Origin of the sequence: Rhodococcus sp. DMU2021 (assembly GCF_019641445.1) — a bacterium.
Lineage (GTDB): Bacteria > Actinomycetota > Actinomycetes > Mycobacteriales > Mycobacteriaceae > Rhodococcus > Rhodococcus pyridinivorans.
The window spans coordinates 208569-230341 of the sequence record NZ_JAIFKB010000005.1; the positions used below are offsets into that span (position 1 = coordinate 208569).

General features: G+C 68.7%; 23 protein-coding genes. 4 read left to right on the forward strand and 19 right to left on the reverse strand.

Translation table 11 applies throughout. The features are described 5' to 3' along the window. Positions 1–19: 19 nt before the first annotated feature. The 4 genes from hemC to K3M35_RS11100 form a co-directional block, all read right to left on the reverse strand. Positions 20–1030, reverse strand: coding sequence for a hydroxymethylbilane synthase (gene hemC / locus K3M35_RS11085; RefSeq protein ID WP_220666418.1), 1011 nt, complete (start codon positions 1028–1030; stop codon positions 20–22). Beyond that, positions 1027–2448, reverse strand: a complete 1422-nt coding sequence (locus tag K3M35_RS11090; RefSeq protein WP_024101721.1) for a glutamyl-tRNA reductase — start codon at positions 2446–2448, stop codon at positions 1027–1029. Before K3M35_RS11090 ends, hemC begins: the two co-directional genes overlap by 4 nt. Then, a complete protein-coding gene (locus K3M35_RS11095) occupies positions 2445–3314 on the reverse strand; it encodes a redox-sensing transcriptional repressor Rex (RefSeq protein ID WP_019291201.1) in 870 nt (289 codons plus the stop codon). Before K3M35_RS11095 ends, K3M35_RS11090 begins: the two co-directional genes overlap by 4 nt. A gap of 159 nt (positions 3315–3473) precedes the next feature. Beyond that, positions 3474–3764, reverse strand: a complete 291-nt coding sequence (locus K3M35_RS11100) for a glutaredoxin family protein (RefSeq protein ID WP_006552340.1) — start codon at positions 3762–3764, stop codon at positions 3474–3476. A 242-nt stretch (positions 3765–4006) separates the two neighbouring features. Between K3M35_RS11100 and K3M35_RS11105 the strand changes: the two genes are divergently transcribed. Next, positions 4007–4963 (forward strand): HAD family phosphatase, encoded by a 957-nt coding sequence (locus tag K3M35_RS11105; RefSeq protein WP_006552341.1) that lies wholly within the window; start codon positions 4007–4009, stop codon positions 4961–4963. 39 nt (positions 4964–5002) lie between these two features. Here the strand turns inward: K3M35_RS11105 and K3M35_RS11110 are convergent, their stop codons facing one another. The 7 genes from K3M35_RS11110 to K3M35_RS11140 form a co-directional block, all read right to left on the reverse strand. Next, on the reverse strand, positions 5003–5986 hold the full coding sequence (locus K3M35_RS11110; RefSeq protein WP_220666419.1) for a lysophospholipid acyltransferase family protein: 984 nt from the start codon (positions 5984–5986) through the stop codon (positions 5003–5005). Next, a complete protein-coding gene (locus tag K3M35_RS11115) occupies positions 5983–7014 on the reverse strand; it encodes an NAD-dependent epimerase/dehydratase family protein (protein ID WP_121208889.1) in 1032 nt (343 codons plus the stop codon). The genes K3M35_RS11110 and K3M35_RS11115 overlap by 4 nt, the downstream gene beginning before the upstream one ends. 225 nt (positions 7015–7239) lie before the next feature. Then, positions 7240–7341, reverse strand: coding sequence for a 30S ribosomal protein bS22 (locus tag K3M35_RS11120; protein WP_003402602.1), 102 nt, complete (start codon positions 7339–7341; stop codon positions 7240–7242). A 260-nt stretch (positions 7342–7601) separates the two neighbouring features. Continuing rightward, positions 7602–7838 carry a helix-turn-helix domain-containing protein gene (locus K3M35_RS11125; RefSeq protein WP_006552345.1) on the reverse strand — a complete coding sequence of 79 codons (237 nt, stop codon included), beginning with the start codon at positions 7836–7838 and terminating at the stop codon, positions 7602–7604. A gap of 213 nt (positions 7839–8051) precedes the next feature. After that, entirely contained in the window at positions 8052–8912 is an 861-nt protein-coding gene (proC, locus tag K3M35_RS11130) for a pyrroline-5-carboxylate reductase (RefSeq protein WP_024101725.1), read from the reverse strand. A 78-nt stretch (positions 8913–8990) separates the two neighbouring features. Further along, the gene (locus tag K3M35_RS11135; protein ID WP_064061980.1) at positions 8991–9848 is read right to left on the reverse strand and encodes a thioesterase family protein; all 858 of its coding nucleotides are present in this window, start codon (positions 9846–9848) and stop codon (positions 8991–8993) included. After that, positions 9845–10510: a MerR family transcriptional regulator gene (locus K3M35_RS11140; protein WP_019291197.1), complete on the reverse strand. Its 666-nt coding sequence runs from the start codon at positions 10508–10510 to the stop codon at positions 9845–9847. Before K3M35_RS11140 ends, K3M35_RS11135 begins: the two co-directional genes overlap by 4 nt. Positions 10511–10604: 94 nt before the next feature. On the opposite strand from K3M35_RS11140, the gene K3M35_RS11145 reads away from it, so the two are divergent. Continuing rightward, positions 10605–11021: a hypothetical protein gene (locus K3M35_RS11145; RefSeq protein ID WP_019291196.1), complete on the forward strand. Its 417-nt coding sequence runs from the start codon at positions 10605–10607 to the stop codon at positions 11019–11021. Here the strand turns inward: K3M35_RS11145 and K3M35_RS11150 are convergent. From K3M35_RS11150 to K3M35_RS11160, 3 genes are read right to left on the reverse strand one after another with little or no spacing between them, the layout of a single operon-like run. Beyond that, complete coding sequence (locus K3M35_RS11150) at positions 10980–11933, reverse strand: sugar phosphate isomerase/epimerase (protein WP_019291195.1); 954 nt, start codon at positions 11931–11933, stop codon at positions 10980–10982. The two genes, K3M35_RS11145 and K3M35_RS11150, sit on opposite strands and share 42 nt — an antisense overlap. A gap of 4 nt (positions 11934–11937) precedes the next feature. Beyond that, complete coding sequence (locus tag K3M35_RS11155) at positions 11938–13218, reverse strand: hypothetical protein (protein ID WP_220666420.1); 1281 nt, start codon at positions 13216–13218, stop codon at positions 11938–11940. Continuing rightward, on the reverse strand, positions 13215–14168 hold the full coding sequence (locus K3M35_RS11160) for a Ppx/GppA phosphatase family protein (protein ID WP_072740475.1): 954 nt from the start codon (positions 14166–14168) through the stop codon (positions 13215–13217). Before K3M35_RS11160 ends, K3M35_RS11155 begins: the two co-directional genes overlap by 4 nt. Before the next feature lie 45 nt (positions 14169–14213). Here K3M35_RS11160 and K3M35_RS11165 point away from each other — a divergent pair, with 45 nt between their 5' ends. Next, positions 14214–15044 carry a hypothetical protein gene (locus K3M35_RS11165; protein WP_024101732.1) on the forward strand — a complete coding sequence of 277 codons (831 nt, stop codon included), beginning with the start codon at positions 14214–14216 and terminating at the stop codon, positions 15042–15044. Here the strand turns inward: K3M35_RS11165 and K3M35_RS11170 are convergent. From K3M35_RS11170 to K3M35_RS11180, 3 genes are all read right to left on the reverse strand, one after another. Then, entirely contained in the window at positions 15026–15715 is a 690-nt protein-coding gene (locus K3M35_RS11170) for a response regulator transcription factor (RefSeq protein WP_006552355.1), read from the reverse strand. The genes K3M35_RS11165 and K3M35_RS11170 overlap by 19 nt on opposite strands. 61 nt (positions 15716–15776) lie before the next feature. After that, entirely contained in the window at positions 15777–16958 is a 1182-nt protein-coding gene (locus K3M35_RS11175; protein ID WP_024101733.1) for a cell wall metabolism sensor histidine kinase WalK, read from the reverse strand. A 201-nt stretch (positions 16959–17159) separates the two neighbouring features. Further along, positions 17160–17906, reverse strand: coding sequence for a phosphoglyceromutase (locus tag K3M35_RS11180; RefSeq protein ID WP_064061790.1), 747 nt, complete (start codon positions 17904–17906; stop codon positions 17160–17162). Between the two features lie 193 nt (positions 17907–18099). Here K3M35_RS11180 and K3M35_RS11185 point away from each other — a divergent pair, with 193 nt between their 5' ends. Next, positions 18100–19602: an NAD(P)-binding protein gene (locus K3M35_RS11185; protein ID WP_374107760.1), complete on the forward strand. Its 1503-nt coding sequence runs from the start codon at positions 18100–18102 to the stop codon at positions 19600–19602. On the opposite strand, the gene K3M35_RS11190 is transcribed toward K3M35_RS11185, so the two are convergent. Continuing rightward, positions 19532–21118 carry an AMP-binding protein gene (locus K3M35_RS11190; protein WP_064061792.1) on the reverse strand — a complete coding sequence of 529 codons (1587 nt, stop codon included), beginning with the start codon at positions 21116–21118 and terminating at the stop codon, positions 19532–19534. The two genes, K3M35_RS11185 and K3M35_RS11190, sit on opposite strands and share 71 nt — an antisense overlap. 248 nt (positions 21119–21366) lie before the next feature. Next, positions 21367–21696 carry a transglycosylase family protein gene (locus K3M35_RS11195; RefSeq protein ID WP_006552360.1) on the reverse strand — a complete coding sequence of 110 codons (330 nt, stop codon included), beginning with the start codon at positions 21694–21696 and terminating at the stop codon, positions 21367–21369. Positions 21697–21773: the final 77 nt, after the last annotated feature.

Consider the following 21773-nt stretch of genomic DNA (forward strand, 5'->3'; position numbering starts at 1 on the left):
GGTGACGGTGACGGCTGTGTCAATCATCGGCAGGTCTCGTCTCGGGGAGGACCCCGTGCTCGACCATGAGCTCGCGCGCACCGAGGTCGAGCAGTTCGCGGGCGACACGGCGACCGAGTTCCTCGGCCTTCTCCGGCGCCCCCACCGCGCTCGCTCGCAGCACATCCGATCCGTCCATGGCGGCGGCGCATCCGCGCACCGACAGTTCCTCGATCACCCGGCCGTCGTCGTCGAGCGATTCGACGACCTCGGCGATCGCCCCCACCGGTGCGGTGCATCCGGCTTCGAGTTCGGCGAGCAGCGAGCGCTCCGCGACGACTGCGGCGCGGCTCGGCGCATGGTCGAGTCCGGCGAGCAGCTCGATCATCTCGGGATCGTCCGACCGGCACTCCACGGCGAGCGCACCCTGCGACGGCGCGGGCAGCATCTGCACCGGTTCGAGGGACTCGGTGACCCGGTCCAGGCGTCCGATCCGCGACAGTCCGGCACGCGCGATGACGATCGCGTCGAGTTCGCCGGAGTCGACCTTGCCGATGCGGGTGTCGATGTTGCCGCGCAGCGGTTCGATCTGCAGTCCCAGGCCGAGCGCAGCGAGTTGTGCCCGCCGGCGCGGCGCCGAGGTACCGACCTTGGAGCCGGGCGGCAGCTCGCCGAGGACGAGTCCGTCACGGGCGACGAGCGCGTCGCGCGGGTCCTCCCGCTCGGGGACGGCCGCGACGACGAGGCGCGGATCCTGGAAGGTCGGCAGGTCCTTGTAGGAGTGCACGGCGACGTCGACCTCACCTGCGAGCAGCGCCTCGCGCAGCTCGGCGGTGAACACGCCGACGCCGATGCGCTGCACCGGGCCGGGCGTCACATCGCCCTTGGTGGTGATGACGACGAGCTCTGCCGGGCGGCCGGCGGCAATCAGTGCGTCGCGCACGGTACCGGCCTGGGTCGTGGCGAGCACGCTGCCGCGGGTACCGATACGCAGGGGACGATCCTGCCGAGCAACATCGTCGCGGGAAACCGATGCGGCTTCGGTGCTCATGCGGTGCCGTCCTTTCGTGAGGCCTGGAGTTCGGTGGTGACAGCGGGGTCGAGTGCGGCGGACAGATCCCCCGAGAGGGTGGGATCGGTCAGCGAGTTCAGATCCTTGGTGGGTGTCGCGACCGCCTCGACCGAGCCCGGGCGCAGCTCGAACAGCTCGCGCAGGGCCTCGGCGTACTGGTCGCCTCCCGGCGTCGACGCGAGCTGCTTGACGCGCACCGTCGGTGCGTGGAGGAGCTTGTCGACGACCCGGCGCACGGTGCGGGCGACCTCGCCGCGCTGGCCGTCGTCGAGATCGGGCAGTCGCGATTCGAGGCGCATCAGTTCGCCCTCGACCACTTCGGCGGCGCGCTGACGCAGTGCCGTCACGGTGGGGGTGACCTCGGCGAGTCGCTGCGCGGTGAGGTACTGCGACAGCTCGGCGGCGACGATCGTGCGGGCGGCCTCCGCGTCGGTCGCGGCGGCGCCGGCCGACGGGTCGCGCTGCAGCGACTCCATGTCGAAGACCTGCACACCGGGAAGACCGGCCACGGCGGTGTCGACGTCGCGCGGCAGACCGAGATCGCAGATCGCGAGGGGGCGTTCGCCGCGGCCGGGCTGCGCGAGTGCGCGGTGCGCGTCGGCGAGCGTGACGACGGCGCCCACGGCTCCGGTGCAGGTGACGGCGACGTCGGCGCGGCTCAGTGCGGTCGCGAGATCGTCGAATCCGACGACCTCGGCGTCGACACCGGCGGCCTGTGCGGTCTCGGCGAGTCGCTCGGCACGGTCGCGGGTGCGGTTGGCGACGACGATCGAGCCGACCTCGGCCCGGACGAGATGCGCGACGGCGAGACCACCCATGGCGCCGGCACCGATCACCGCGGCGGTGCGGCCCTTCAGGGCGCCTCCGAGGAAGTTCGAGGCCTTGTCGAGCGCGACCGACACGACGGATGCACCGGCGGCGTCGATGCCGGTCTCCGAGTGCACCCGCTTGCCGACGCGCAGCGCCTGCTGGGCGAGTTCGTGCAGGGTGCGGCCGGCGGCCTGCTGAGCGTCGGCGGCGGCGTAGGCGGTGCGGATCTGGCCGAGGATCTGCTGCTCCCCCACGACCATCGAGTCGAGCCCGCTGGCGACGGAGAACAGGTGTTCGGCAGCGGCCTCGCTGTAGCGGACGTAGGCGTGCTTGTGCAGTTCGGTGACGGGCAGACCCGAGTGCTCGGCGAGCAGTTCGCTGACCGCGGCGAGCGCGCCGTGGAAGGCGTCGACCACCGCGTAGATCTCCACCCGGTTGCAGGTGGAGACGATCATCGCTTCGGAGATCTTGTCCGACGCCAGCATCTTGTCGGTGAGCTTGGGGCGGTCGGTGTCCGTGACCGCCACCTTCTCGAGCACCGGGACCGGTGCGCTCCTATGCGATATCCCGACGAGGAGAACACTCACGGCGCGATCACCGATCCGTTTCTGGTCGCGGCCGAGCCCATCGGACCCGCCTTTCCTGTTGTGGTACGCCGAGCAGAGCTTCGGGTGGACACCCGCGGTATGCCGGCGGGGCGTACGTCGCCGGCAGCAGGACGAACGTCAGCGGTCGCGGCCCGGGGGGTCTCCCCGTTGCGGGTGCTGTTGAAGGACAGGACCTGCATCTCGACGGACAGATCGACGCGTCGGATCTCGACGTGGTCGGGGACATCGAGTTCGACGGGAGCGAAGCTCAGGATGCTGCGCACTCCTGCGAGCACGAGCCGATCGCACACCTGCTGTGCTGCCTCGTCGGGGGTGGCGACGACACCGATGGTCGCGCCGAGTTCATGGGCTCCGTTCTCGAGATCGTCGACGTGACGCACGACGAGATCGCCCACACGTGTGCCCACCACGTCGGGATCGGAATCGAAGAGTCCGGCCATCGTGAAACCGCGGCGGTCGAAGCCCGGATACCGGGCGAGGGCGCGGCCGAGGCTGCCAACTCCGACGAGCACGACGCGATGGCCCCGGTCGAGTCCGAGAGCTGCTTCGATGCGGGACTGGAGGCGCAGGACGTCGTAGCCGACGCCCCGCACTCCGTTGGGTCCGAGGAAGGACAGATCCTTGCGCAGTTTGGCCGAACCGACCCCGGCGGCGGCCGCGAGTTCCTCACTGGAGACGATGAGAGTGCCCGCTTCGGCGAACGCACCGAGGACCCGGAGGTAGGTCGCGAGACGCGTCACAGTAGCCTGTGGGATATCGCGGACCGGAGGAGTGGGAGTGGCACCCTCGCCGGACTCGGCGGTGCCGCGAGCGTCCTCGCCCTGCGGTGGGTGCAACTGCGTCACGGTACGTGGCTCCTCGTCCGGCCGGTGGATACACACCTGGCCTCACGGTGATCCGGGAATTCGTTCACACCACGGTAACCGCTTGTGAAGCCATGCACAAAGTTGCTCGAAGCACCCCGAATGTGCTTCCCACCTGCTGTACGACGAGGATCTGCCGACTCACCGAGCGAGATCTGCGCGCAGTCGCGGCTCGTCGACCTCCCAGTAGCTGTGCTCGCGTCCGTCGAGCAGAACGACGGGCAGACGGTCCCCGAATTCGGCCCTCAGATCGGGATCGGTTGCGGCAGCGACATCCACGTCGATGCAGGTGACCTCGACGCCGAGCTCCTCCGCGAGCGCCTCGAGCTGCTCGCGCGCAGGACCGCACGCACCGCACCCGGCGCGCACGAGAAGGGTCAGGTGATGACGGCTCGCGGAGCCGCTCGTTGCCGATGACGATTGCTCACTCATGCCTCCACTGTGCGGCACGACCTGTCGAGATGAACGTCACACCCCGTCACGGGGGCGACGGCCTCCCGGTGAGGGGCGGTGTCGCGGGCTAGGCTTGGCGCGGGTCGCCCGTGCATGCGGTCGCCATATGTGCGGCGCCCGGAAGTGCAGGGGTCACACGGGGCCCGCCCGTTTCGACAGCCCCGCCCGTTACGACACCGGAGGTGCGAGTGCCAGGACGTTCGTTTCCCTACGGATGGGGCATGGGTGAGACGTGGGCGAGCATCATCCGTCCCGGACGTCGGCTCTTCTCTCGCAAATTCGGACCCAGCGAGGAAGAGGTCCGCGCCAATCTCGCAGGTGAGGCGAGCGCCGATGCCGCCCTCGCGTTGCAGGAATCCCGCGTCGAACCCGAGCCCTCCCCCGATACCGCTCCCGTCCCGCGCGATCTGACCGCGGCGGCGTTCTTCGACGTCGACAACACGATGGTGCAGGGCGCGTCGATCATCCACTTCGCCCGCGGCCTCGTCGCCCGGAACTACTTCGACAAGTCCGACCTGTTCGAGTTCGCCTGGCAGCAGGTCAAGTTCCGCCTGACGGGCAAGGAGAACATGAACGACGTCGCGTCCGGTCGCGACAAGGCGCTGTCGTTCGTGCAGGGCCGCTCCACGGAGGAACTGCGCCGGCTCGGCGAGGAGATCTACGACGACATCATCGCCGACAAGATCTGGCCGGGCACCCGCGCGCTCGCGCAGATGCACCTGGACGCGGGCCAGCAGGTGTGGCTCGTGACCGCGACGCCGGTCGAACTGGCCGACGTCATCGCCGAACGCCTCGGCCTGACCGGTGCGCTCGGCACCGTCGCCGAGTCGAAGGACGGCGTCTTCACGGGCCGTCTCGTCGGCGACATCCTGCACGGTCTCGGCAAGGCGCACGCGGTGCGGGCCCTCGCGATCCGTGAGGGTCTGAATCTCAAGCGCTGCACGGCTTATTCGGACAGCCACAACGACGTGCCGATGCTCTCGGTGGTCGGCACGGCCGTCGCGATCAATCCCGATCCGGATCTACGGCAGGTCGCTCGCACACGCGGGTGGGAGATCCGCGACTTCCGGACGGCGCGCAAGGCCGCGAAGGTCGGGGTGCCGACGGCGCTCGGTCTCGGTGCCGCGGGTGGTGCTGTCGCGGTCCTCGTGGGTCGCCGCCGCGATCGAGCGGCCTGACAGTACAGCCGCGACCGAGCGGCTTGATTTTCGAGGTGCTCAGCCGAGGAAGACGTTCCGCCGGCGCGTGAGCAGTTTGTAGAGGGTCTGCTGGATCGTCTCGCGCACGTGGTCGGTGACCTCGAACAACACCATCGGATCCTCCGCCGAGGCCTCCTCGTACACGTCGGTGACGATGGGTGTGCCGAACTCGATGTACCACTTCGACGGCAGCGGCACGATCCCGAGCGGGCCGAGCGCCGGGAACAGCGGGGTGATCGGGAAGTAGGGCAGGCCGAGCAGGCGTGCGAGCGAGGTGAGGTCGGCGATGTTCGGGTAGATCTCCTCGGAGCCGACGATCGAGCACGGCACGATGGGCGCCTGGGTGCGCAGGGCCGCCGACACGAAACCTCCGCGGCCGAACCGCTGCAGTTTGTAACGCTCCTTGAACGGCTTGCCGAGTCCCTTGTACCCCTCGGGGAAGACCGCGACCACCTGGTCCTGCCGGAGGAGTCGTTCGGCGTCGGGATGGCACGCGAGGGTGTGGCCGGCCTTGCGCGTCACCGTCCCCACCACGGGCATACCGAAGGCGAGATCGGCGGCGAGCATCCGCAGGTGACGATCCGCGTGGTCGTGCACGGCGACGGAGGTCATCAGTGCGTCGACGGGGAGCGTGCCGGCGTGGTTGGCGACGACGAGTGCGCTGCCGTCGGCGGGGATGTTCTCGACGCCGCGGACCTCGACGCGGAACCACTTGTCGAACAGGGGTCGCAGCACCGGCAGGACGACGTTCTCGGTGAAGTGCGGGTCGAAGCCGAAGTCGTCGACTTCGTAGTCGCCGGTCATCCGGCGGCGCACGAACTCGGCGGTGGCGGTGACCTGTTGTGCGAGCGTGCCGCGCAGGTCGTCGAGGAATCGATCGGTGCGGTTCACCTGCTCGGGGGTGGGCGGTGGCCCCATCGACGGATGGGGTGTGCGTGTGACCCGTTCGCCGGGACGGCGGTTGCCGGCGTGCAACGGGATGACCTTCGCGACCTCCGTCATCGCGTCTCCCTCGTCTCTCCGAGCACGGAGAGCGCCATCGACTCGGCCTTGTCCACCCATTCGGTCTTCACGATGCGGGTGAGGGCGAGGCCCCGGGCGAAATCGTCGAGCGCTTCTCTCGTGGTCCAGCGTGGTTCGAATCCGAACTCGTTGCGCATGCGCGTGGTGTCGAGTCCGCATCCGAAATGGAAATAGTCGAGTTCTTCTTTGGTGAAGGAGTTCATCACGGAACCCATGAGTGCGTGCCCGACCGTGCGGAACAGCGCGTAGGGCATCGGCACGGTGACGCCACCGGCCCGGCGCACGGCCTGGGTCATCGTGACGATCCCCTCACCGGCGATGTTGTACGTCCCTGACGGTCCGGCGACGACCGCGTGTTCGAGCGCACCGAGTGCGTCCTCCTCGTGCAGCAACTGTAGTCGCGCGTCGCGGCCGAGCACGTTGGGGACGAGCGGGGAGGTGAGATAGCTCGACACCGAGCCGGGCAGCCGGTTCCCGACGGTGGGTGCGAACCGGAGGATGGTGGTCGCGATGTCGCTGCGCCGCCGGGCGACGCCGCGCAGATATCCCTCGACCTCTATCATGTCGCGGGCGAAGGCGCCCGTGGGCCGGCGGCGGGCGCTCATCTCCTCGGTGAACTTCGCGGGGTCCTTGGCACTCGATCCGTAGAGGACGGACGACGAGCGCAGCACGATCCTGCGCACCGAGGGTGCCTTCTGGCACACCGCGAACAGCTGCATCGCGCCGAGGACGTTCATGTCCTTCATCGCCGTGCGGCTCCCGGACTTCGGGGCCTTCGTGACGGCGGACGCGTGGACGACGGTGTCGACGTCCATGTTGCGGATGATCTTGCCGATGAGTGGGTTGCGGATGTCGGCGAGCACGAACTCGGCCCGCCCCATGCGCCGGAGCATGTCCTTCGACGGCGACTGGGTGTCGACGCCGATCACCCGCTCGATGTCGGGATTCTGGGCGAGCCTGGTGACGAGGAAACCACCCAGGAACCGACTTGCTCCGGTGACCAGCACGACTCGTGGACGTGCCACTTCGTGCCCCTGCGAAACCACTCGTGAAACCCCCTGCTGCACCGCACGCGTCATCGGTCACATTCGCCCCGACGCGGTATGCCGTCCCACAATACGGCCACTTCGCCGCCATCGCACGACTCGTGGGTGAACTTTCGTGTACCGGGATGCACAGACGAACGATGCCCGCCACCATGGAAGGTGACGGGCATCGGATAGGCGCAGGGCTTACTTGCCGAGTTTACGACGCTGCACTCGGGTGCGGCGGAGCAGCTTGCGGTGCTTCTTCTTCGACATGCGCTTACGGCGCTTCTTGATCACAGATCCCATGTGGGCATCCCTCACGTTCCTTGTAGCGTTCCTGCGCACGCCGGTGACGTACGCCTGATGTATGTCGACGCTGGGCCTCGTGGCGACGAGTAACAGCGCCTCACGACACCGGCTGGCCGGTACGACGACAAGCAATCCTACCGGGGCGGCCCACCCGGCGTGAAACCGAGGTCCGTCCCGGAACGCGACTTCCCTCGCGCACCGGATCCGTTCGTCGTACCGTCGTCCCCGACGATGCGCCGATCGTCCCTGTCCGACCTCTATCCGACGTCGAAGTACGACGTCTCGAGGTAGTCGTGGACGGCCTTCGCATGCACGCGGAACGAGCGTCCCACACGCACTGCGGGTAGTTCGCCACTGTGCACCAGCCTGTACACGGTCATCTTCGACACCCGCATGAGAGCTGCCACTTCGGCAACCGTCAGGAACTGGGTACCGGCGAGAACCGACTGTCCGTCTTGAGGTTGACCCTTCGACGGCGTGTTTCCTGAAACCATTACACACCTCCGGCACGCCCGCGCCGCCGGCTTCCCCTCCGGCGGAACAGACACGCACGTGCTGATTCGAGCTTAGCGTGACGAATGGTTCCTGTGCGACGATGCAGCTGGGGAATTTCCGGCGGGCGGCTGTTCGTCGCCACGCTACGCCCTACGGTGACGTCTGTCAGCGTTCCGCAGTGACACCTGTCAGTGCCTCGGGTGGATGCCCTGTCAGGCCGTCCCGGAGAGCCCCTCGCGGGCCGCAGGCGACGGCTGATCCGATGCCGCCCCGAGTTGCGCGGAACGGCGCTTCGCAGCGTCGAGCGCCTCGTAGAAGGCCGTACGCAGGCCTCCACGCTCGAGTTCGCGGATCGCGGCCGCCGTGGTGCCACCCGGCGAGGTGACCGCGGCGCGCAGGTCGGCAGCGTTGTCCCCCGAGCGCGTGAGCATCGCGGCCGAGCCGGTCATCGTCTGCACCACCAGATCGGTGGCCACCGCCCGCGTCAGGCCGAGCGAGACACCGGCGTCGATCATCGCCTCCGCGACGAGAAAGAAATATGCGGGCCCGGATCCGGAAACCGCGGTGACCGCGTCGATCTGCGCCTCCGGGACCACGGAGACCGTTCCCACGCTCGCGAGGATCTCGCGGACCGTGTCGAGATGCTGCTGCTTGACGTACCGACCGGCGGACAGCACGCTCGCGCCCTCCCCGACGAGCATCGGGGTGTTCGGCATCACGCGCACGACGGGGAAGCCGGCCGGGAGCTTGGTCTCGTAGCGGACCGTCGGGATGCCCGCGGCAAGCGACACCAGGATCTGCTCGTCGTCGTTCCCGGCGTCGACCGCCGCGAGGGCGGTGACGACGACGTCCACGTCGTTGGGCTTGACGGCCACGACCACCACGTCGGCGCCTTCCGCGGCGTCGGAGGTGCTGTCGGTGACCCGGATCGAGTAGGCCCGGGACAGTTCCTCACGCCGTTCCTCGAACTTCTCGGCGACCACGAGATCCTTGGTCGCGAAGCCGTTCTTCAGCAGACCCGAGATCAGCGCCTCGCCGATCCTGCCGCCACCGATCACTGCGATTCTCGTCATGGGGACAGCCTGCCACGACCGTCCGTGCGGCCTACACCACGGTCACCCGCCTGTCGGGACCTACCGCGTTCGGGCGTATCAGCGCGGCATCATGGCCAGCTGACGCGATTGCACGACCACCTGGCCGGTCGAGTCGACGACAGTGTGGTCCTCCTCGAACCAGGTGCTGCCGAGCACGCTGCTCTCGGCGATGACCCGCAGCCATCCCGGAGCCGGGACCCGCCGCAGATAGGCGGTGAGTTGCACCGTCGGCGCCCAGCCGAAACGGCCGAGGTTCATCGCGACGGGAGCCGACACGTCGCCGCACATGAGCGCGAACAGCACCGAGGTGTCGACGTCGGCCTCGTCGCCCGGCGACGGCCGCGTCCACATCGACACGAGCGGTTCGCCCTGCTGCCCGTCGAGGAAACGCGCGGTGGCGGAGTCGATCCGGAGGTGGGAGGTGGCGGCGAACTTCACGATCTGCCCCATGGGGTGCTCGGGGGTGACGAGCACCGACTCGGCCGGCGGGTCGGCGGGCATGGTGGTCGCGCGGTGCGGCACCGTGTGGAGGGGCTCCTCGGTATCCGGCGTGCCGAGGGTGACACTCGCCCGCACCGCCACACGCCCGGCCTGGGACAGTTCGACGTCCACAAGGGCGATCTGCTTGCCCTGCTTGCGTAGGACGGTGGTGAGTTCGACGTCGCCGGGGTTGGGCGCGGCGACGAACGAGCCACTCACGGCGAGGGGCTGGGTGAGCGGGTCGACGCCGGCGTCGAGCACCGACCTGCGCGCCGCGGACGCGCAGACCGCGAGCATGCATCCGCCGTGCACCTTGGGCCCGATGGTCCACACCGGATCGATGTGCGCCTGCCAGGCCGCCGTGCCATCCGGGTGCTCTCCCGGCACCCGGGTGACCGAGGTCAGGTCGAGGAAGGGCTGGTCGGTGAGGGTCACTGCTGCTCCTGGTCGTCGTTCGGGGCCGGATCGGCGCCGGTCGTGGGGGGTCCACCGGACCCGAACATGCGGGCGGCGAGATGCTGGTGGGCCAACCGGCGCATGGCCGTGAGGACCGGTTCGTACAGGGCGGTCCCGAGCACGGCCGCTTCCACGGTGGCTTCCCGGGAGTGCGTCGGCAGCAGTTCGAGGTCGAGTTCGGCGATGGCGCGGACGTGACGGCCGTAGGCGTCGATCCGGCGGTCGTCCATCCGCAGGCCGGCGGCTTCGAGTGCCGCGAGCGCGTGTTCGAGTTGCGCCACGGCCGCGAACCGTGGGTCGTAGATCTGGCCGAGGCGTTCGAGCAGGTGGCGGGCGCGGGGATAGCCGGGACCGGCCGAGTCCTCGACGTAGGGTGGCAGCGCGGCGATGGCGTGGCCGAGTTCGACGAAGAGGTCGTCGCGGGGATTGTCGACGAGATCCACGACGGTCTTGATCTTCTCGAGGGGCAGACCCTGCGCGGCGAGTGACCGGACCAGACCCATGCGCCGCACGTGCCGGTCGTCGTAGGTCGCCGAGGTGACGCTCGTCGCCACGCCCGGCATGAGCAGCCCCTCGCGCAGGTAGTACTTCACCGTCGGCAGCGGTATGCCGCAACGCTCGGCGAGTTCCGAGATACGCACCGATCACCTCCGCTCCTCGACACCGGATACTACAACTATCCAGTATTGGATAGTTGTAGTATCCAGTCACGGAGTACCGGCCGAGGAGGCCCTCATGCATCCGCTCGTGACCATCGTTCTCGGGAGCACCGTGCTCACCGTCGCAGGCATCGCCTTCGGAGGCACCTTCCTGCTACGCGTCGCCGCGGGCGGCGTACCCACCAACGACCTGCAGAAGACGTTCTTCCGTGCCGGTCACGCCCACGCTGGAGTACTCGTCACCCTCGGGCTGCTCATCGCCGTTCTCACGCACGTCGTGGGCGCATCACCCGGTTGGTCGGCGGCCGGCGCCATCGCCGTGCTCGTCGCCGCGATCCTGATCCCGGCAGGCTTCTTCCTGTCGGTGCTCGGGCCCGATCCGACGCGGCCCGGCCGGATGTTCGCGGCGGTCCGGCTCGGCGCCGTCTCCCTCACCGCGGGCGTGCTGATCTCAGGCGTCGCCGTGCTCGCCGCCGGAATCGCTGCCCTCTGAGGCGGGGACGCGCGCGATGTCCGTGTGCCGGGGACTCTCGGGGCCGGCGGTGATCGCGCGCGTCGCCGAGCGATCCAGGTGCGTGCGCGCGAAGGCCAGCGAACGCGCCAGCATCCCGGCGCGCTCCGCACGCGTCCGTGCGCTCTGGGTGCTGATCTCGAGCACCACGTGCCCGCCGAAGTCGCTCGCGGCGAGCCGGCGGCACACGTCCGCACACGGCTGCGTGCCCGTTCCCGGGACGAGGTGTTCGTCGAGCGAGGAGCCCCGGCCGTCGGCGAGATGGAGGTGGGCGAGCCCCTCCCCCATCCGATCCGCGAGCGCGAGGGCGTCGGCCCCCGCGGTCGCGGTGTGCGACAGGTCGAGCGTGTAGTGCGCGAAACCGGTGTCGGTGGGGTCGAGCGACGGGCTGTAGGCCGAGACCGCGCGGCCGGGACCGCGCCGGCGCAGACGTTCGGCGCCGCGATCACGACCGCCGAAGACGACGTCGGCCCTCATCGGGTACATGTTCTCGACCGCGAGCACCACGTGGCTGTCGGCCTCGAGCGCCGCGACCTGGTCGGAGAATCCCTCCGCATAGCGACGCTGCCACCGGAAGGGCGGATGGACCACGACGGTCTCCGCACCGAGGATCTCGGCGACACGCACCGAACGGTCGAGCTTGGCGGCGGGATCGGATCCCCACACGCGCTGCGAGATCAGCAGACACGGCACGTGCACGGCGAGCACCGGCACGCCGTACTCGCGGACCAGACGCTCCACCGAGGTGGGGTCCTGGCTCACCGGTTCGGCCCACACCATCAGCTCGACCCCGTCGAAACCGAGATCGGCCGCGAAGCGGAACGCCGCTTCGGTGTTCTCCGGATAGACCGAAGCGGTGGACAGCCCTACCCGGATTCCCTGCGCGGTCGGCATCGGCTCACCCGGGCAGCAGGAACAACAGCGGCCCGAAGGCCACGAATGCTCCCACCGCGAGCGCGATGAGCTGACTCGTGATGTCGTCGGTGCGCCGCAGGACACGCACCAGCGCGACCAGGCCCACGATCACCAGCAGCGCGAGCGCGAAGGCGACCCACGGCATGAGGTCCCACAACCGCTCGAAGCCCTTGAAGAGCAATCCGCCCGCGACGATCGCGGCGACGCTCTCGCCGATCAGCAACGCCCATTGCTTGAGGCCACTGCCCTGCTCCGCGTCGGTGGACTCGTCGTCCGCACTCTTCCGTGCCGAGTCGTCGGCGGCGTCGGACGTCGCCTTCCCACCCTTGCCGCGGGACTTCCGCGACCGCGACGATGCCACTCCCTCCGAAGCGTCGGGCGCGGCACCCGCAGCACCGATGGTGTCGGTCGAGTCGTCGGCGTCGGAACCGGTGCCCTGCAGGTCGCTGGCGGGGCCGGACAGTAGTCGCGGTTCGGCGACGTCGGCCTTGCGCACCGACACCGCCGGGGCGCTCGCCCTCTCGGATTTCTTGTCCGCCTTCTTGTCGGCGACCGCTGCTCCTTCACCGGACTGCGAGCCGGGCGCTGCCGCTCCGAGATGCGCCCGCGCGCGCCGGGGAAGCGCCTCGGGACGGATGACCTCGGTCGGCGACTCGATCTTGGGCGGCGCCGCCTTGGACGCTGCCTTCGTCGATGCGGCCGTCTTCGAGACTGCATCCGTCTTCGACACCGTGTCCGTCTTCGACACTTCATCCGCGGCTGCAGGCACCTTCGCCGCCGGGCCGGACGGCGCCTTCGCAGTGGGTGGTGTTTTCGCGGCAGGCGGCGTCTTCGTGACGGCAGGCGTGCTCGTTCCGGTCTTCACCGGCGGCGTCTTCGTCTCGACGGCAACCCGCGGGGTCACGGTGGTCTTCTCGATGTCGGACAGCGCGAAGGTCGCCGCCTTCGGCGTCTCTAGCTTCGGGGTCTCGACCTTGCGTGGCGCCGGGACGGCCTTCGGCGGGGTCTCCGCCTCGACAGCAGCCGTCGAGGACGACGAATCCGCCTGCCCGGCAGCGCTTTCCGCATCGGTCGGGGTGTGCCGCTCGACCTTGCTGTCTGCGCGGGTGATCGGGATCTCGCCCGTCAGTTCGGCGACGGAGATGCCGCCGCTCGCACCTCGTCGGCGTCGTCCCCCGGCCCGTGTTCCCACCTTCTGGCCGTTACGCGCCAACAGCTCGGCCACGGAGATCTGCCCCGTGTCGTTGCTGCGATTCTCGCTCATCCGGTTGCCACCACCAGTTCGCCACCCATATCCGTATCGAGCTTCCGAAGAATCAGGCCTTCGCGCAACGCCCACGGGCAGATCTGCAGCGTCTCCACTCCGAGGGCACGCATGCTCGCCTCCGCGACGAGGGCGCCGGCGACGAGTTGCTCGGACCGGTCCGAGCTGACGCCTTCGAGTTCTGCGCGGTCGGCCGTGGTCATCCGGGAGATGAAGGCGATGAGCTGGCGCAGTCCGCTGGCCGTCAGGGTCCGTTGTACCCGCAGGCCGGCGGACGAGGGGGCCGCGCCGGTCAGGCGGGCGAGGGTCCGGAAGGTCTTGGAGGTGCCCACACACAGGTCGGGGTCGCCCGCGTTGCGTATGGCCTTCGCCGGCTCGGCGAGTTCGGCGTCGAGCCAGTCGCGCAGCGCCGAGATCCGGCGCTTGCCGGGCGGGTCCTCACGGAACCAGTCGCGGGTGAGCCGTCCCGCACCGAGCTGGAGCGAGTAGGCGATCTCGGGGTCCTCGTCGCCACCGAAGGTGAGCTCGAGCGAACCACCGCCGATGTCGAGGTCGAGGATGTTTCCGGCGCTCCAGCCGTACCAGCGGCGCACCGCGAGGAAGGTCAGCCGCGCCTCGTCCTCGCCGGAGAGCACGTCCAGCGACACCCCGGCCTCCCGGCGCACCCGCTCGAGGACGGCCTCGGAGTTGCCGGCGTCGCGCACCGCGGACGTCGCGAACGCCATGAGCTCGCCGCATCCCGAGGTGCGGGCGATGCTGGCGAATTCGGCGGTGGTCTCGACGAGCTGATCGGCGCCGTTGGAGGTGATGTCGCCGTTGTCGTCCATGTTCTCGGACAGCCGCAGCGTGGCCTTCGTCGAACTCATCGGCGTGGGGTGCCCACCACGATGGGCGTCCACCACCAACAGGTGAACGGTGTTGCTTCCGACGTCGAGTACCCCTAAGCGCACATCAATACGGTACTGGGTCTACCGTCGGGACCTGTGACAGCAGGTATGTCCCATGCCCCACACAAACTCGACCCGGCCCCGGAAGTCCCTCTCGACTTTCCTCGGGAATGGGTGGAGTTCACCGACCCCGACAACGACGAACACGTCATCGCCGCAGACATGACATGGCTGCTCTCGCGGTGGACCTGCGTGTTCGGCACTCCGGCGTGCCAGGGCATCATCGCCGAGCGACCCGACGACGGGTGCTGCTCGCACGGTGCGTTCCTGTCCGACGACGACGATCGCCAGAAGCTGGCGAAGGCAGTGAAACACCTCACGCCGGCCGATTGGCAGTTCATGGACAAGGGCCTGGGCAAGAAGGGCTACCTCGAAGAGGACGAGATCGACGACGAGCCCGCCCTGCGCACCCGCCGCTACAAGGGTGCGTGCATCTTCCTGAACCGTCCCGGATTCGAGGGCGGCCAGGGCTGTGCTCTCCACACCATGGCGTTGCGACGCGGCATCGAACCGCTCGAGATGAAGCCGGACGTGTGCTGGCAGCTCCCGATCCGCCGCACCCAGGACTGGGTCGAGCGCCCCGACGGCACCGAGATCCTGCGCACGGTCATCACCGAGTACGACCGACGCGGCTGGGGTGAGGGTGGGCACGACCTCGACTGGTACTGCTCGGGCTCTCCCGACGCGCACGTCGGCGAGCGTCCGGTCTGGCAGTCGTACGCCCCCGAGCTCACCGAACTCCTCGGTGCGGCGGCCTACGACGAGCTCGCGCGCCTGTGCCGGCGACGCCAGGGACTGGGTCTGATCGCGATCCATCCCGCGACGTCGGCAGCACAGGCGGGCTCCGATGCCGGCTCCGATCAGGCCTCGAGCTTGTAACCCAGACCGCGCACCGTCACGAGGTGACGCGGCTTGGCCGGATCCTCCTCGATCTTCGAGCGCAGACGCTTGACGTGGACGTCGAGGGTCTTGGTGTCGCCGACGTAGTCAGCGCCCCACACCCGGTCGATGAGCTGTCCGCGGGTGAGCACCCGCCCGGAGTTCCGCAGGAGATATTCGAGCAGGTCGAATTCCTTGAGCGGCATGGCAACCGGCTCACCGTTGACGTGCACGACGTGACGGTCGACGTCCATCCGCACGGGTCCGGCCTCGAGCAGTCCGTCGTCCGCCGCTACCTCGCTCTCGGTGTCGGCCCCGCGCCGCAGGACCGCACGGATCCGGGCGATGAGTTCACGCGCCGAGTACGGCTTGGTGACGTAGTCGTCGGCGCCGAGTTCGAGCCCGACGACCTTGTCGATCTCACTGTCGCGAGCGGTGACCATGATGACCGGCACACCCGAGCGGGTCCGCAACTGCTTGCACACGTCGGTGCCGCTCATCCCGGGGAGCATCAGGTCGAGCAGGACGATGTCGGCGCCCTCCCGGTCGAACTCGGCGAGGGCCGAGGGGCCGTCGCCGGCGATGGTCGTCTCGAACCCCTCCTTCCGCAGCAGGAAGGCGAGCGGATCCGCCAACGATTCCTCGTCCTCGACGATCAGCACACGCGTCACGAGCTGGTCCTCCGTCTGTTTCTCGATATCCGTCCGCCCGGGAACCCGGGTGGGGTCTGCGTCACGATCCGACCACCTTCTCGGTGCGGTCGGCGGTGTGGTTCTCGTCGTCCTCGGCGTCCTCGACGTGGGCCGGGACGAGGAGGGTGAAGGTGGAGCCGGTACCGGGCTTGCTCCACAGGGTGATCTCGCCGTGATGGTTCGCAGCGACGTGCTTGACGATGGCCAGCCCGAGGCCGGTGCCTCCGGTGGCCCGCGACCGGGCCTTGTCGACGCGGAAGAAGCGCTCGAAGACCCGCTCCTGGTCCTCCTTGGCGATACCGATCCCCCGGTCGGTGACGGCCATAGCGACCTTGCCGTCGCGCAGCGACCTGCTGATGGTCACCGGTGAGCCGGCCGGGGAGTAGGCGATCGCGTTCTCGATGAGGTTGGTGAGGGCGCTGACGAGCAGCGTTCGGTCACCGAGGATCTCGAGACCGCTCGGCCGGTCGGTGCTGATGGTGATCGAGGCGTTCTCGGCGGTCAGGCGCGTGCGGTCGAGAGCCTCGTCGACGACGTCGTCGACGTCCACGACCTCGAGATCGGGCAGTTTCTCGGCACCCTGGAGCTTCGAGAGGGCGATCAGTTCGGTCACCATGTTGCCGAGGCGCGTCGCCTCGCGTTGGACCCGTTCGCCGAAGTGGCGGACGGTCTCGGGATCGTCGACGGATTCGAGCAGCGCCTCCGCGAGCAACGCCATCGCGCCGACGGGGGTCTTCAGTTCGTGGCTGATGTTGGCCACGAAATCGCGCCGGGTGGCCTCCATGCGGACGTGCTCGGAGTCGTCGAAGGCGTAGAGCACGACGAAGCGCGGATCCTGGTCGAGCAGCAGCCGGACGGTGCAGCGCACCGCGACGGGCTCGCGGCCGAGCAATGCCTTCGCGCCCAGGTCGAGTTCGATCGGCTTCCTCTTCTCGAGCACCTGGCAGGCGGCCGCCCAGGCCCGGTCGTCGATCTGCCGGTTGCGGACGAGGCCGAGTTCCTCGGCGCGCGGGTTCGACAGGACGACGTCGTGGAACTTGTCGACCACCGCGATACCGGTCGACGCCCCGTGCACGACCCGGTCGAGCACGTCGAACATCGTGAGGTCGGCTTGGTCGCTACCGTGGGCCCGGCGCTGCACCAGCCTCCCGGCGGCGACGGTGACGATCCCGCCGAGGACCGCTGCGACCACGGCCAGCAACACGGCCTGCGTAACACTCACACTTCGAATCGTAATGACACCGGTACCCCACCGGACAGCGGGTCAACGGCATTTCCCGCACGTCACACCCCATTTTTCGGATGTTGGAGTGTTGTTCACCCTTTGTTCGCCCAGAACGGACCACTCTGCGACGGACCTGCACGAACGAACCGACCCCGTCACCGAACGGCAACGGGGTCGGATCTCGCTTCCGTGAGGCTGCTACTTGGCGCCCTGGTTCGCGACCGCCGCCGCACCGGCAGCTGCGGCCTCGGGGTCGAGATAGGTGCCACCCGGGTTCAGCGGGCGCAGGTTCTCATCGAGGTCGTAGCGCAGCGGGATGCCCGTCGGAATGTTCAGGCCCGCGATGTCGTCGTCGGAGATCCCGTCGAGGTGCTTGACGAGCGCGCGCAACGAGTTGCCGTGCGCGGTGACGAGCACGGTCTTGCCCGCGAGCAGGTCCCGGGAGATCGTCGACTCCCAGTACGGGATCAAACGGGCGACGACGTCCTTCAGGCACTCCGTGAGGGGAACCTCGTCGACGTCGGCGTAGCGCGGGTCGGCGTCCTGGCTGTACTTCGAACCCGGCTCGATCGGCGGCGGCGGGGTGTCGTAGCTGCGACGCCACAGCATGAACTGCTCCTCGCCGAACTCGTCCTTGATCTCGGACTTGTTCTTGCCCTGGAGCGCGCCGTAGTGGCGTTCGTTGAGACGCCAGTCGCGGATGACGGGGATCCAGTGCCGGTCGGCGGCGTCGAGCGCGAAGTTGGCGGTGCTGATCGCGCGGCGCAGCAGGGAGGTGTAGGAGACGTCGGGAAGCACATTGTGCTCGGCGAGGAGGGCACCGGCCCGCTTGCCCTCGGCGATCCCCTTGTCGGTCAGATGCACGTCCACCCAGCCGGTGAACAGGTTCATCGCATTCCATTCGCTCTCGCCGTGGCGGAGCAGAACAAGTGTTCCGATAGTCATGACCCAATCCTGACATGCACGGATGGGGATTTCGCCACGGGCGCCCCCGATCGTGGGCCATATCTGACAATGTACGTTGCCAGGAACGCGGGAGTCGGCGCCGCGCACCACAGTTCGTCATCACCGACACACACGGGATTCGATGTCACACCGGGGTCCGCAGCCACACCGGGGTCCGCAGCCCGACGGACGCATGTCCCGCCGCACCGTCCTCACCGCCCTCGGCGCGCTCGGGGCCGCAGCCCTGCCGGTCACGGCGGGCGCACAGCCGAGCCGCCGCGCACCGGCGGTGCACTCCGGCGGACGCCGGGTCGCGATCCTCGGCGGCGGGATGGCCGGACCGGCCGCCGCGCACGAGTTGATCGAACGCGGCTTCGAGGTCACCGTCTTCGAGCCGACCGCGCTCGGCGGCAAGGCGCGCAGCATCCCCTCCCCCGGCACCGCGGCAGGCGGCCGCCTCGATCTGCCCGGTGAACACGGCTTCCGCTTCTTCCCTGGCTTCAACCAGCACATCCCCGACACGATGCGACGGATCCCGTTCCCCGGAAACCCGAACGGCGTGTTCGACAAACCCGTTGCGGGACACGGCTCCCGGATGGCGATCCCCGGCACGCCCCACTTCACCGCCCCGGCCTCCATCGCACCGCTGCGCTTCGACATCTACGACCCGCTGAGTCTGCAGGAGAGCCTGACGGCGGCCTTCTCCCTCGGCGGCTCGATCCCGCCGCACGAACTCGCGGTCTTCATACGCAAACTCGTCATGTTCCTCACCAATAGCCTCGAACGTCGCAACGGCCAGTGGGAACACGAGACGTGGGCGCAGACCCTCGAGGCCGACGGCAAGTCGAAGGGGTACCTCGAGATCCTCGTCTCCGCACTGACGCGACAGCTCGTCTCCGCACTGACGCGACAGCTCATCGCGGCGATGCCGGCCGAACGCGCCGTCTCGCTGTGGCGCGGCGACTTCGCCCAACGGTACGGCGACGGTTCGGCGCACGACTGCCTGTCGGTGGACATCTCCGACTGGGACACCCCCGGTATCCTCTACGGCAGAACCGCCAGGCAGTGCACGCCGGAGGAGATCGCCCGCGAGGTGTGGGCGCAGATGTCGGCCTGCCTCGAGGACGGGACGGGCGCGATCGACGAGAACGACATCGCCTCGTGGTTCCTCGATCCCGGCGTGAAGTGGGGAGCCGGTGGCGTCACCAACGACACCCGCTGCTCATCAACACCGCGGGGTCGCTCGCGAACCGGCCCGAGGCACACACCGCGATCCCGAACCTGTTCCTCGCGGGCGACTACGTCCGCAACGACATCGACCTCGCGACCATGGAGAGCGCGAACGAATCGGCGCGGGCGGCGGTGGGTGCGTTGCTCCAGACTGCGGGCTCCCCCGCCGCACCGCCGGCACTGTACAAGTTGCACGAACCGCCCGAACTGGAACCCTTGCGGCGCATCAACGCCGACCGGTACCGAGCGGGACAACCACACATGCTCGCCTGATCGGGCAGGGTCCTCCACGGCCCGAGAGGTCGAGGCCCGGCGGTTCCGTAGCAGGGGCCGGACAGCGGCATCCCCGGGAGACACACGATCTCCCGGGGATCCACACGTCGCCGGTGCGCCCGTCAGGCGTTCAGGGCGCGCAGATCCTTCCGAAGAATCTTGCCCGCAGAGGATTTCGGCACCGTGTCGATGAACTCGACCTGGCGGACCTTCTTGTGCGGCGCGACCCGCGCGGCCACGAAGTCGATGACCTCGTCCTCGTCGATCGTCGAATCCGGCTGCCGGACGACGAAGGCCTTCGGGACCTCCTCGCCCTCGTCGTCGCGGACGCCGATCACCGCGGCGTCGGCGATCTGCGGGTGCGTGAGCAGCAGAGCCTCGAGCTCGGCCGGCGGCACCTGGTAGCCCTTGTACTTGATGAGTTCCTTGAGCCTGTCGACGATCCGGACGGCACCTTTCCCGTCGACCGTGGCGATGTCGCCGGTGTGGAGGAAGCCGTCATCGTCGAGGGTGTCGGCCGTGGCCTCGGGATTGCCGAGATAACCGACCATGACGTTCGGCCCCTTGCACCACAGTTCGCCGGGCGCCGAAACGCCGTCGCCGGTGGGATATTCGACTTCCTCGCCGGTCGCGGGATCGACGATCTTACATTCCATGTTCGCGATCGTCGGACCCACCGAATCGAGTTCGGTCTCGTTGTCCTCGAAGGGAATTGCGTGCGACACGGGCGACATCTCCGACATGCCGTATCCCTGCCGGACGTTGCAGCCCAGGCGCTTCACGACGGATCCGGCGAGTTCCTTGTCGAGCGGTGCGGCACCGGAGAAGACCGTGTGCACGCTCGACAGGTCGTACTGGTCGACGAGGGGGTGCTTGGCGAGCGCGACCGCGACCGGCGGCGCGATGAACACGTACGTGCACTTGTGTTCCGAGATGTAGGTGAGGAAGTCGACGAGGTCGAACTTCGGCATCGTCACCAGCGACGCGCGGTTGTACAGCGCGGCGTTCAGCAGCACCGTCATGCCGTAGATGTGGAAGAACGGCAGCAGTGCGAGCACGCGGTCGTCGGCGGCGATACCCATCCGCGGGATGATCTGGCAGACGTTCGCGACGAGATTACGGTGCGTGAGCATCACGCCCTTGGGCCGGCCGGTCGTGCCCGAGGAATACGGCAGTACCGCGAGGTGGGTGGCCGGATCGAACTCGACCGCGGGAGCCGGTGACCCCTCGGTGAGCACGTCGCGCAGGGACGGATGGCCCTCGGCCCCGTCGAGCACGAAGAGCAGCTCATCGGGGATCCCGGCGGCCGCGGCGGCCTCCTTCGCCTGCGGCAGGAACGGGGACACCGTGAACAGTGCCACGGCCCCCGAGTCGTCGAGCTGCTTCGAGATCTCCCCGGCCGTGTAGAGAGCGTTGATCGTGGTCGCGGTGGCGCCGGACCTCAGGATGCCGTGGAAGACCGAGGCGAAGGCCGGCACGTTGGGTGCGAGCAGCCCGACGACCTTCCCCACACCGATGCCCCGGGCGGCCAGCGCTCCGGCGACGGCGTCGATGTGGGCCACGAGCGTGCGGTAGTCCGTCACCGTGCCGGACGCGCCGTCGATCAGCGCGGGTCGATCGAGCTCGGACTCGTCGAGCGAACCGAACAGGAAGTCGTAGACACTCGATGCCGGGATGTCCACGTCGGGAAAGGGACTGCGGAAACTCATTACTCATCCTCCGAGCATTCTGCTGGCACGCCGTGCCGACTTTCGGTCGAGTTCACACTACCGCAGCGGCTATGAAGCCCGTCACACACGCTGTGTGGGGATTGCGAGGCTACCGTCCCCGGCGCGATTCCCCTGCCGGAAAGCACGAACCCCGCGTGCGACGGATCGCACGCGGGGTTTGTGAAGCTGCTGGAGCTGCACTCACGATGGCGTGTGAGCTGCGCTCGCCACCCCGGAGGGCGCTGCGGTCAGAGGTACTGACCGCAGACCGGCCATGCACCGACGCCCTGTCCGGCGAGGACGTTCTCGGCGACGCGGATCTGTTCCTCGCGCGACGCGTTGTTCGCGGTTCCCGAGCCACCGTAGGCCTCCCAGGTGCTCTGCGAGAACTGCAGACCGCCGTAGTAGCCGTTACCGGTGTTGATCGCCCAGTTACCACCGCTCTCGCACTGTGCGACGGCATCCCAGTTACCGGATGCGGCATTGGCGGTACCGGCACCCAGAGCGAACGGGGTCGCAACGAGTGCAGTGGAGGCAGCGAGGGTGCCCAGGGCGCGCTTGATCGTGAACTTTGCCATGTGGATGAATCCTTTCCGGCTGCTTGCGAGGCCCCCGACGCAACGGGTCCGCCACATGTGGGCTGGACGGTCGGTGC